The sequence below is a fragment of the Paenibacillus sp. GM2FR genome (assembly GCF_002803325.1).
Taxonomy (GTDB): domain Bacteria; phylum Bacillota; class Bacilli; order Paenibacillales; family Paenibacillaceae; genus Paenibacillus_AQ; species Paenibacillus_AQ lautus.
The window spans coordinates 221,028-233,352 of sequence record NZ_MKZM01000009.1 but is presented as its reverse complement, the minus strand read 5'-3'; the positions used below and the strand labels follow the sequence as shown (position 1 = coordinate 233,352).

Sequence of the window (12,325 nt, the reverse complement as noted above, 5' to 3'; positions counted from 1 at the left end):
GATATCAGCAACGGGCAAGTGGTGTATTCATATTGTTATCGAGGAAAAAGGGGATATCCAAAAGATCTTAGATCTGTTGGATACCCCCTGTGTTGCTAGATTTAAACCCGTTTAAATTCAATCCAGTCGATCTGCAAGCCGGGCTTGACAAAATCCAGCTTCATTTCATAATAACCCGCTTCCAGCTCCACTTTGACAAGCTTCTGCCTGATCCATCTGCCGTCGGTACCATTCGTTTGAATCGTGGTCACCGGTTGATCGTTCAGTGTGACGTTGCATGCGCTCTGGGCCAGTTCCGATTCCGGAGACATAATGCGCACAATGATCCGGTACTCGCCGGATTCTTCGACCTTCACATACGTCGATCCCGCTTCAGCCGGTTTTACTTGTGTGCTCTCCGATAAGGTTTGTGCTTGCTCCGGCGCGAGAGAAGTGGCGGATTTAAAAGCACCTACGGCTTCCTCGATCACCTGTTTTCTTGAAAATACCGGCGCATGCATCAGGAACCGGCAGATGTTCATGGCGCTGCGCTGCAGCTCTCCACGAGTCAGCGTACCATTGTCCAAGGATGCCAAGGTATTGTCTTCCCATGCGTTGATTTCCGCACCGTAGTTCATAACCACCATATACAGATCATTTTGGGCGCGGACCATCCAGTTGGTGTTTTTGCGATCGGCTGGGCCTCCGTTCACCACATCGTTCATAATGGCCCACCAGTCGGTCATCACGATACCCTGGAATCCCCACTCGCCGCGTAGGATGGTGGTATTCAAATCATAATTGGATGCTGCCCAGTGTCCATTGATCGGATTATACGAGGTCATGATGGCGTTCGCCCCGCCTTGTTTCACCGCGATTTCAAAGCCTTTCAGGTAAATCTCCCGAAGGGCGCGTTCGGACACAACAGCGTCGACTTTACTGCGATGCTTCTCCTGGTTGTTGCAGGCAAAATGCTTCAGGGTGGCATTGGAGCCGCCCCTCATGATCCCGCGCGTGCATGCCGCGGCAAATACCCCCGAGATCAGCGGATCTTCCGAGAAATATTCAAAATTGCGTCCATTCAGCGGGCTGCGGCGAATGTTCAGACCCGGTCCAAGTAAAGTATCAATGTTGTAGCTGAGTAGCTCCCGGCCTTCCATGACATAGAGCTCTTCGACCAGCTCGGCGTTCCAGGTGGCCGCAAGCAGGGTTCCAATTGCCACCTGCGTTGCTTGCTGGCCGCTGTCCATCCGTATTCCGGACGGCCCATCCGCCGTACAAGCCACCGGAATTCCGTAGTCGAGCAAGCTGTCGCTCACGCCGCCAAAAGCCGATGCCGTGCCCGCCGTAACCAGCGGACTGCTCATGCCTTCTCCTCTGACGATCACTGCCAAGTCATGATCGCTGAGTTGAGCGATAAAAGCTTCCATGCTGACTTTCCCCTCATAAACGTCCCTTAAGGTATAACCTCGATTGCCCGTTTGCTCCAAGGTAAGCGGCAGGTTTTGATGAATGCGTTCCTCCATGTTCATCTTGCGCTGCGGCACCTCTGCATATGTCAGTTCGTATGAGCCGTCTTCCTTGCGAATGCCTGGCTTCATTCTGGTGAAGCCTTCCGTTGGCGCCATAGCTTCCTGCAGCTGCTCCACAACTTGCAGCATTTCGACAACATAGCCTTCTTGGCCATCCAAACCGATGGGCTCCACATTCTTCACGCTGGTTCCCACATACAAACGGTAGGTTCCGGCCTCCAAGACATAAGCGGAAGCTTGTCCCGTCACACCAGCATCATCGTAGGAAGCCATGGTGTGGAGAGGGAAACTGATCGTGAGCGGCTGCGAATCGCCGGGCGCAAGCACCTGCGTCTTTCCAAATGCCGCCAACACTTTGGCAGGCTTGCCCAAGACGCCTTGCGGCGCTTCGTAATAAACCTGCACCACCTCTTTACCTGTATAGGTGGTCCCGATATTTTTTACGTTTACGTCGATTTCAACGTATTGCGCTCCCTCTCTAACCACCAGCTTGCCTTCCTGCGGCTCGATTTGGAACTGCGTATACGACAACCCAAAGCCGAATTCATACTGCACGGAAGCGGGTCGAAACGTTTCGAAAAAACGGTAACCCACATAAATATCCTCTTGATAAACATTCTTTAGCTCGTTGCCGTAATTGCGGGTCGATGGATAATCCTCGATCGAATAAGCAATCGTATCGGTTAGTTTGCCGCTAGGCGTCACCTCGCCCACCAACACGTCTGCAATGGCGTTACCGCCCTCCATGCCACCTTGCCAAGCGTAAATGACAGAAGAAATCGGGTGCACATAACCTTCATCGAGCATCCAGCTCATATCGATAATGTTGGATACATTCAGCACCACAATGGTTTGCTCGAAGTGCGTGGTCACCTGCTGCAGCATCGCTTTTTCTTCGGACGTTAACTGGTAACTGCCCGGCTCATTAGCATTATCCTGATCTTCACCCGCTGTTCGCCCGATAACAACAATCGCCTTGTCGGATGCCTGTCTTGCTGCGGATACCAGCTCATCGGTCAAAGCCATTTCCTTCTGATGCCACGGTTCCGCAGCCCAGCCGCCTCCGCCATTATCGAAAGGATTTTGTTCAATCCACTGTTCATAGGCAGATGCCAATTCTTCGTTGACGGTGATGTTCTTCTTATCCCGAAGACCGCCGAGCAGGTTCGTTGTATGGGAAACATGAACGCTTCCGCCCGAACCCGTACCGCTGCGGTAATAATTAATTTGCGTTCTGCCGAAAACGGAAACGGTTTCGTTTGGTTTCAGGGGCAGAACCCGTCCATCATTCTTTAACAGTACGGCACCTTCGGCAGCGACCTTTCGGCTAAACTCGGCAAAGCCTTCCAAAGGAGCTCCCATTCTCTGTGTATTCAATCTTTTCCCTCCTATTTGTTTTCTCCAAAGATCCAATTCATATGAAGAAAGGTAGTAAATGCCTGACGAATTCCAACATTAGGTATAAGGCATCTATGTACTATCATAGTAACAAATTCTGCATAGGAATATATAAAAAGTCTTGAAGTTGCTGAAAAGAGTACAGTTTCGATTGAGGGATTCACAAAAGGCGATATACCTGAAAAAGTCAAACGTTGTATAGGTACACCAGAATTACATAAGCAAAGGGATGGGACCATACAGAAATAATTTGTCTATTGAATAAACACAATCGTTGAGGACTAAAAACGGGTATGATAAGATAAGAATAGAAATAAGGACGGTGTGCCAACCGTCCTCAGTACAACATCTTGAGTGGAATCCCCTCCAAGATCATGTGTGATCAGAAAGTAACCCACTTCGGCGACAACCTAAGAGTGGGTTACTTTCGTTTATCGATGTAAGTTAGCAATGCCAAAAGGAATAACCCGAAGGTAAGCACTTCACCAAACGAAATGTTCATCGCATCACCTCCTTTCGGAGGTTGCGCCCACTCAAGGTGTGTTGTACATTCCAAATTATAGCATATAAGCCCTGGAATTTTCGGGGCTTTTTCTTTCGCCCATAAACCATGACAATCCTCTCAAATACAATATTTTGAAGGATATCATCATACCGTGCGATGAAATCGCTGCTCTATGTGCTTAATAACATAATCTTGTTCCATATATTCACCAACCGTTGCCATCAAACGTCCTCTGGAGTTCTACGACACGTATATCCGTACAACGGCCAGCACATAATAAACCTCATTAACCTATATAAGTAAACAAGGAGGACCTTTCAATTGAGCGCAAATCAACCGGACAAGAACCTAATCAACACGGTGGAACAGCTGGCAGAGACACCCGTGAACAGCCAGGAGGCCCAGCAACAGCAGCAGGCCCGCAACGATCGCCGGAAACAAGCGCTGCATGACAGCGATGACAAATACAAAGAAAATGAATCCAAGAACTATCATTAGGATCGTTAGCAACGTCTGAACTCCATGAACACGCGTTGTTAACCTCCCTTTCAAATGTAAAAACGTAGAAAAGCGACCTATCACGGTCGCTTTTCTACGGATACAAATTGGATTATATTCACTTTGGCCTCCAAATATTTACCGGCTGAATGGTCTATTTCGGGGGGCCTTCATTCTGCTCTCACATTAACCCAAGAAAGCAATGGAGCGTTTTACTTTCCTTGCAAATGCAATGGGATCATCGATCGACTCCCAGTGGATATACATTAAACGCGGGTTCTCAAACAGCCAGTGATTGTGGACCGCTGTCACTTTAATCCCATTTTTGCGAAGATTGGTCAGCAATTGATTTACTTGACTTTGTAAGAGAGCGGTTTCCCCTAAACAAAGTGCGCGACCGGAACTGTCCAGGTTTTCAAACGAGAATAATTGATAACGGATCAAAGGGGAAGTCGTCCGTCTTCCTAAAATAGATGCTCTTATTCTCCGATTTCTGGAGACAAAACAAACCGGTCCTTTTGTTATTTCATGCTCCGTTCCGCCTAGAATGGCCGAGAATTGGTTACATAATCTTCTAAAGCGAGGACTTGCCTTCACTTCCGCCATACGAAATCATCCTCTCATTAAATGATAGAAAGACGAGACATCACTCACCCGGCATTAACCCAAGAATGCAATGGATTCTTTTGTTTTTCTTGCAAACGCAACAGGATTGTCAATAGATTCCCAATGCATATACATTAAGCGAGGTTGTTCTTTTAGCCAGTGGTTATGAACCGCCGTTACTTTTATCCCACGTTTACGGAGATTGGATATCAATCGATTGACCTGATTTTGGTGTACGGCAGTTTCACCCAAACAAAGCGCACGGCCCGATTTATCAAGAGATTCAAAGGAAAACATTTGCATCTGAACCAAAGGGGAGCGCGTTCTTCTTCCCAAGATGGATTCCCTTAGGTTCGTCATACGCGTGACAAAACAAACCGGACCTTCCTCGATTTCCGATTCGCCTCCTAGAATTCTTCCAAATTGAGCACAGAGCCTTTTGAATTGTGGGCTCACTCTAACTTGTTCGGCCATGATAAGTCCTCCTTTAATCGTAATCTATGTATCTTATGATCGAAGGAGAGAATAGTATTGGACTGATAAGTAGATATAAACATAAAAAAAGATTTCCTTAATAGGACAAGCATGACACCTGTGGGCCTATGCTTACGAATCGATCCGTTAAGAATCTTGCTTTTTCGATCGAGCCGTAAAAACACAAAAGTCCATCCTGATGGTAAGCAAAAGCCACATCCTCATGCGGATGTGGCTTTTCATTGTCCAGATACAATCGCTTGCTGGATGAAGAGGTCTTACTATGGCCACTCTCCTTCCTCTTACAAGTTAGGAATTTGCCAATCAATTTCTTGAAGCCCCATATTGCGCAGAAATTCGTTAGCGCGAGAAAACGGCTTACTGCCAAAAAAGCCTCGGTGCGCAGACAACGGACTCGGATGCGGTGAACGAATCAGTATATGCTGTCGGTTCGTAATGAGCTCCGCCTTCTTCTGGGCGTGGCTTCCCCATAACAGGAACACGACAGGCTCATTTTTCCGGTTGATCGTCTCAATGACCCTATCCGTAAAGCTTTCCCATCCCCTGTTTTTATGAGAATTCGCTTCATGCGCCCTTACGGTGAGCACCGTATTTAGAAGGAGTACCCCTTGCTGCGCCCAAGTTATCAGATGGCCGTTGTTGGGAATGAAGCAGCCCAGATCATCCTGAAGCTCCTTGAACATATTTTGCAAGGAAGGAGGCGTGCTGACGCCCTCTTTGACAGAGAAGCTTAAGCCGTGGGCCTGTCCTGGTCCATGATAAGGATCCTGGCCTAAAATGACTACCTTGGTGGCCGCCAGCGATGTATAGTGCAGCGCATTAAAAATATCGTATTTATCAGGATAAATGGTCTTCGTCCGATATTCCTCAATGAGAAATTCCCGGAGCTGTAAGTAATATGGCTTCGTAAACTCCTGCTCTAAATATGTCGCCCAGTCATTCTTCAATATCGCCATTTCGGGTGCTTTCCTCCTGCCATGGTCAAAAGATATAACTAGATTATATCATACGGATTATTGCTGGTATTTCCCAACACTTAGCCCTTACGAAGACGCAAAAAAAGCGACCGATTACACGGGCCGCTTTTTCAATTTTGTATATGGAGGCGAATCATTAGCTCAGCAGATCCACCTTCGGCCACGGATGTTGATCATTTCCCTTAATTAAGTCATGATGACCGGCTCAATCTTGCCGTTGCCGACCCGCATCCGATCCATACATAGCTGGCGATGGCCCGGCTCGGTGTCTCCAATGATTCGGCGGTGGTATACGATAAGCCACTCATCTCTCTCCTGCAAATGCAAGTAGCCATGGTGGCCGGGTCCTTCGGCAATCGGCTCCTGTCGCTCCAGAATCGTGCCTTCATTCTTGAATGGACCGAACGGGCTGTCGCTTACGCCATAGGCTACGCGGTAGGTTCCATTCGTCCATCCGCCCATGGACCACATCAGGAAATAAAGTCCGTCCTTCTTAATCATGCAAGGACCTTCCACGTATCCCTCCGGCGTAATGGAACGGAAAATCTCATTGCCGTCGTCTGCCAATGGAACGAATCCCGTCATCTCTTCGTTCATCCTTGCAACGTTGCAGTGCCCCCATCCGCCATAATACAAAAAGATCGTTCCGTCTTCGTCCTTGAATAGATGCGCATCGATCGGCTGTGCCTGATGAATGAACTTATCCACGAGCGGCTTCCCCAAGTAGCCTCTATACGGCCCCTCCGGACGGTCCGAAACGGCGATTTCCAAGCCGCCGGTTTCCTCGTTCGATTGGATGTCGTTCGATGCAAACACGAGATAATATTTCCCTTGGTGTTCGATATGCGTCGGTGCCCAAACCGCCCTCCATATCCATGGAAAATCCGCCATTTCGATAATGCCTTCGTGTTTCTCCCAATGGATCAGATCGTCGGAACTGAATGCGTCCAGATTCATCTGCATCGTATATTCCGTGAAGGACCGCGTCGCATAAATCCAGTGCTTCCCCTCATACGTTCTGGCTTCGGGATCCGCATACCAGCCGGGTATGATCGGATTGTTGATGTTCAATGGTAGTCACTCCTCTCCTGTGCTGCGCTTGGTTCATACATGACCAAGACTCAATCTGAGTGATATATAACGTGGGCCGCGCTGCAAAGCGATTCGGCCTTCATTCCCTTGTCCTGCTTAGCGCGGATAATCTCAACAGTCAGTCGAGTTCGAACAATATGGTATCGCCCGCCGACCCATGACGCTCGATTGAGATATGGCCACGTTCTACCATTGCTTCTACACCGGATAGCCATTCTCCTCCCGCGTGAATTCCTTGTAACTCGTTCAACGATGCGATCTCAATATCCTCGCGAATATTCCGGGCTTTCTTTGAGATGGACGATATCATGGCCGGTTGGATTTTGGAAGGCACGAAGACCGAAGGTCGGCGCAACGGCAAAGATATGATCAAAAATATCCGCTTGAATCGATTCATATACGCCCCAGTTGGTATCATTGCTGAAAGCGTAGATTTCCAATGGCAGTCCGTTATCTCCCGGCGCTAACTGTCTGACAATCAGCGTCATATCCTTATGGATTTTCGGATGATTCCGCAGATATTGATGGATATATTCTCGGAACACGCCCACATTCGTAAGCTGCCTGCCGTTCACTTTGCTTTCCGTATTAATCTGGTGTTCGATGTTGTACGCGTTAATTTCATTTACTCTTGTCGTGACATAATCGGTAAGGTAGTGAATCTTCTGAAATTCCTCAATCATTTCCTTGGTGCAAAAGCAGATGCTGCTCGTATCGACATAGAAGCTTCGTTTAATCCTTCTGCCGCCGGATACCTGCATGCCTCTCCAATTCTTGAACGAGTCTGAGATGAGGGCGTAGCTTGGAATCATCGTGATCGTTTTATCAAAATTCATTACTTTTACCGTATTCAATGTAATGTCGATGACGTCGCCGTCCGCATTGTATTTCGGCATTTCAATCCAATCGCCGACACGCACCATATCATTCGATGATAATTGAACGCCTGCCACCAGACCCAATATGGAGTCCTTGAAAACCAACATCAGAACGGCTGATAAAGCACCAAGCCCACTGAGTATGATCAAGGGATTCTGCCCGATGAGGTTCGAGATGACCACGATGCCGCCGATGATGAAGAGAACGATTTTCACCACCTGAATGTATCCCTTAATCGGTCTGATCTTGGAGACTTCAAACGAACGATAAATGTCATCAAAAGCATTAAGCAGCGCATTCAACACCGAGATGGTGACGATAATCATGTACGTTGCTGCAGCTTTTTCAATCAAAACTTGATAAGCCGGAAAGATGGACGCCGAAAAATAAATAATGATTGCCGGCACGAGATGCGACAGCTTGTGGAACACTTTTTTCTCCACGATGATATTGTCCCACGTGTACCGATTGTTGTTGACGATATGAATAATCGTCTTCAGCACGATTTTTTTGGTAATAAAATTGGCCAGTATGGAGATCACCGCGATAAATACGACCATGATCATATTCGAGAGATATCCAATGGTTTGTTCGCTCATGCCATATCCGTCTAGTTGATTTTTGATAAAGTCCATTGTTTCCTCCTGACGCAGTTTAAGATTAGCCTATTATTATAGATGAGATTCTAGTACTACGCAAAGTTCAAGATAAGACATCGCTGGGTTGATTTGGGAGATGCTTGGTAAGTTTGTAAGGAAAACAAAAAAGAGAACCAAAAGGGTGCTCTTTAGTATGTAGTATTCGGACTTGGTGTCTGATTCGATATGCGCGAAGGGTTATAAGATTATCTTCTTAAGTCCTGCAGCCATTCCTCCAATACAAATCTATTTCGTTACCTTTCCGTTACGGCTGATCAGCCCTCGCAGGTGCTTCATAACAGACTGAATTTCGGTATCAGTCAACATATAATACGTTTTCACCGTCCAGGTCTCTCTGTTTTTCAAATGAAATATCAGCTTGGGAAACTTCGGAAGCAGCCACTTCCGAATGGAAGGGCCGCTGTAGCTGATACTTGTAATCTCCGCCCAGGCTACGGTCCGCGTTCCATCTGAAATGGAATTTTGATCGTAGGTTAGCAGCTGCGCATCTGATTTCAGCGCCTTTGGCAAGCTGACAACCAAATATCCTCCAAAAAACGGAATCCCTATTATGGCTGATGTGATACAAAAGAACTTACGAATAAAAGAAGTATCCATAAAAAAAGCCGCGTACAGCAGAAACAGGCAGGCTAGCACAAAAAGTAAACTGCCAAGTGATTTTCCCCATGCTACGGATTTCCGATAAGATATCGCGTTCATGATTTATCGCCTTTCTGAAATTATTTTAACAGTCCGCTAATCCAGCGAACTCCACTTTCGGCCACTTTAGCTGCGCCATCACCGACAAAGGCTCCAGCCGTACCTCCCACATAGGAACCGATAGCCGAACCAACCGGGCCGCAACCATCACCGGCTCCGCCTGCTTGCCTTTAACCCATGGCGCATTATGAATTTTAGTTTGGGACGGATTTCTGGGATCTACTTTGAATTGTACCGTCTTAGCTAAGACTAAGGAAGTGCCCACAGAGCTGTAAAGGAGAGTTCCCCACTGAAGGCAAAGCGTGGCTGAGCAAAACCACGATTCTACGGATCGCGTTGGTCAGGAGGTTTTCTAATTGATATTTTGATTAAATTCAACAAGCGAAACGAAACAACCAGTCTCCGATTGTTTTCGGCGACTGGTTGTTTAGACTTATCAGTATTTTGATCGCTGTCTCACAGAAGGGGCAGTCCCCCCTAGTTAGAAAGCCAAAAGCCAAAGGCTTTTAGAATCCAATTCAGGTGAATCCCAAGGTGAACGGCTTCCCTTCTTACGGTGAGAGTATCCGTTTTTGACCGGTGAGCTCCTGAATCGGCTTAATGTTTTGAGTGAATTCAAGCGTGCCTATATAGTTTCCTTCTTCATCTCTCACGGCAAAATAACGAATGTAGACAAATTTATCTTTAACCGGGATCCAGAAATCTTCTGCATCTTTGACACCTGCTTTGAAATCAGCAAGCAGCTGATTGACGACGTGAACGCTTTGCGGAGGGTGGCAGTTCTGAACACTTCGGCCGATCACCGCTTTGGTGCGAACGAAGATTCTCTCTTTGCCCTGTGAAAAATATCGAACGATATCATGCTCATCGATAAAGGTTAGGTCGACTGGCAAATGATTTAAGATGGATTCCATCTGTTTGACCGATAAAATGCCAGTACTCATTCGGATATACCCCTCTTGCAGCGGAGAAGACGCCAATCCCTGATCTGTGCCAGGTTCAGCTGCTCTTTCAGGAATCCATGCTTGATCCGGCGCAATTAAACAATAACCGACTTCTTCGCTTTGGGCAGCAATTTGAAGCCATTCATCTTCCGTCAACTTTTCCAGAGCCATAGGTAATAAGATATGTTCCTCTTTATAGATCATTTCTGTTACTTCATTTAAGACGCGTTTGGCAAGGTCCACTACGCTCTGCGCATTGCCCTCAAAATGAGTGAGGTTGGATTTTACTTCTTTTATTCCCATTCGGATACCGTCATCGACTGCCCACATCACCTTGGTCGGTCCATAAATTCCGTATTTCTCGAGAAAAGGAAACAGCAAATTTTCTTTGCGGCTGTAGTGTTTGTCTACGTCATAGAGGAGACTGAAATCCTCCAGCAATTTGAGGCGATTTGCCTCTCCCTGATCCTTCAGAAATTGATCCAAATGCAGCGCAATTTTGAAATTTGCCAGTCGATCGATTTCTTGGTTCTCCATCTTAAAGGTAAACACAGGATGTCCAGGCTGCTCTTCAGGTTTATGAGCCCTGTGAATGTCTTGGATGGAACCTTTGAATACAGCAGCATGTACACTGCACAATCGCTGTACTTCGGTTACCGGTATTCCTTCCTCCTGCATTAGCACTTGCTCCAGCTCCGAAATTTCATCAACCGATATTTCGCCTACAGCTTGGTTGAATTTTGACTTCACTTCCTCCACGCTTTTTCCATGGTGCAGCTCTTTAATGATTTCCTTGAGCAAATGTATACGGGCCGTTCGATGAGCAGAAATTCCTTCCTCACGGTTATTAATGAATTCACTCATGTTCATCACCTCTGTTTTGTTTCGATATATAAAGATGAAGTTCTATTCTGTTTACTTCTCTAAACTAGCATCCTCATGCTCCTTCACTTGTGATTAAAAGCACAAAGGTAATGAAGATTCATTGAACAAAGAAAAAGTAATCCATCTTCTTCGAAAAATCTCTGTCCACTTAACGAAATGGCCGCACGACTGAACGCGAAGCTCGCTCGGCCATAAATACGTAACATCCCTTGTTTCCGAATTGCATCTGGGCCGGTAAACAAAAAGCGACCGGTCACGGTCGCTTCTTTATGGAATGTATGGAGGGGATTCAAACCCCTATAGTGAAAAATCCGTAACACTCTTTTTATAGGCATATTTCAGGGTATATGTTTCTTCGGTTCCGTAGGGCATGGTAGCCATTTTTATGCGAGTATAATCAAGCCGACTCTCTCTTAACACTCTTTTTACCAAGGCTATCGCCCGTTCTTCTTCCGTAATGACACAGAATATATTAAGCGAATATTTTTTTGGATCGGATATGTTTTTCCCCATATCAAAACCGTCAACATGGCCTAAATCTGCATCTGCTAAAGATAGTTGCAAGTATTTCATTACTTGTTCTCTTAACCAGTGATCACGTTGGCTGCCTTTTACACTTTTCAGAGGATACTGTACCACTAACCAGAATTTGTCGCTCATCAGATTCACCAGCCATCTTCAGTTAATGTAGAAATTTAGGGTTATTATACCACAAACGGAAAAGCCACCGACCCGAACACGGGCTGATGACTTTGTGCATGATTTTTATGAAGAGCGTGGCTTGGCAGGATGTACGGCATGCCGCATTAAAGTTTACCCGCTATGTAACGGCATAGGCTTTTTTGTATTACTGTTATTCAGTTCGGCAGCAATTAGCCGCGTACAGATTCCCTGATTAGGATACTGCCATCCAGCATTGTTAAAGTCCATCGATTTGCGTTATTGGAGGACACTGGGTCCGCTATTTCCTTGTTTTTACCGATTTCGAAGCAATATGCGGACAAGAGATCCGCTATTCCGGGATTTTTCGCGGATTAATCCGTGATTATGATACAATAGCGGATCCTCTGTCCGCGTGAACTCCAGAATAGGCCGAGTCCCGTAAAATAACGGATCCTCTGTCCTCATGATCTTCTTAATGGGCGAATTTTCAGCAGATAGCAAGGCCTCTTCCGCC

At 46.5% G+C, this 12,325-nt stretch carries 11 protein-coding genes; 1 reads left to right on the top strand and 10 read right to left on the bottom strand.

Features of this window, described 5'->3' with window-relative positions:
• Positions 1-101: 101 nt before the first annotated feature.
• Positions 102-2,873 carry a glycoside hydrolase family 3 C-terminal domain-containing protein gene (locus tag PAEVO_RS22195; protein ID WP_481856502.1) on the bottom strand — a complete coding sequence of 924 codons (2,772 nt, stop codon included), beginning with the start codon at positions 2,871-2,873 and terminating at the stop codon, positions 102-104.
• Between the two features lie 862 nt (positions 2,874-3,735).
• Here PAEVO_RS22195 and PAEVO_RS33930 point away from each other — a divergent pair.
• A complete protein-coding gene (locus tag PAEVO_RS33930; protein WP_165789732.1) occupies positions 3,736-3,912 on the top strand; it encodes a hypothetical protein in 177 nt (58 codons plus the stop codon).
• 186 nt (positions 3,913-4,098) lie between these two features.
• Here PAEVO_RS33930 and PAEVO_RS22190 read toward each other — a convergent pair whose 3' ends face one another.
• The 9 genes from PAEVO_RS22190 to PAEVO_RS22150 form a co-directional block, all read right to left on the bottom strand.
• A complete protein-coding gene (locus PAEVO_RS22190; protein ID WP_098741451.1) occupies positions 4,099-4,518 on the bottom strand; it encodes a DUF1259 domain-containing protein in 420 nt (139 codons plus the stop codon).
• 54 nt (positions 4,519-4,572) lie between these two features.
• Positions 4,573-4,992, bottom strand: a complete 420-nt coding sequence (locus tag PAEVO_RS22185; protein ID WP_100539708.1) for a DUF1259 domain-containing protein — start codon at positions 4,990-4,992, stop codon at positions 4,573-4,575.
• 302 nt (positions 4,993-5,294) lie between these two features.
• Positions 5,295-5,969, bottom strand: a complete 675-nt coding sequence (locus PAEVO_RS22180) for a uracil-DNA glycosylase (protein ID WP_100539707.1) — start codon at positions 5,967-5,969, stop codon at positions 5,295-5,297.
• 207 nt (positions 5,970-6,176) lie between these two features.
• Entirely contained in the window at positions 6,177-7,061 is an 885-nt protein-coding gene (locus PAEVO_RS22175; RefSeq protein ID WP_100539706.1) for a glycoside hydrolase family 43 protein, read from the bottom strand.
• A 281-nt stretch (positions 7,062-7,342) separates the two neighbouring features.
• Entirely contained in the window at positions 7,343-8,596 is a 1,254-nt protein-coding gene (locus PAEVO_RS22170; RefSeq protein ID WP_100539705.1) for a mechanosensitive ion channel family protein, read from the bottom strand.
• A 249-nt stretch (positions 8,597-8,845) separates the two neighbouring features.
• Complete coding sequence (locus tag PAEVO_RS22165; protein ID WP_100539704.1) at positions 8,846-9,319, bottom strand: DUF5381 family protein; 474 nt, start codon at positions 9,317-9,319, stop codon at positions 8,846-8,848.
• 25 nt (positions 9,320-9,344) lie between these two features.
• Positions 9,345-9,584, bottom strand: coding sequence for a hypothetical protein (locus tag PAEVO_RS22160; protein WP_243390898.1), 240 nt, complete (start codon positions 9,582-9,584; stop codon positions 9,345-9,347).
• Positions 9,585-9,870: 286 nt separating this feature from the next.
• Positions 9,871-11,127, bottom strand: a complete 1,257-nt coding sequence (locus tag PAEVO_RS22155) for a DUF438 domain-containing protein (protein ID WP_100539703.1) — start codon at positions 11,125-11,127, stop codon at positions 9,871-9,873.
• A 318-nt stretch (positions 11,128-11,445) separates the two neighbouring features.
• Complete coding sequence (locus tag PAEVO_RS22150) at positions 11,446-11,808, bottom strand: hypothetical protein (protein WP_100539702.1); 363 nt, start codon at positions 11,806-11,808, stop codon at positions 11,446-11,448.
• Positions 11,809-12,325: the final 517 nt, after the last annotated feature.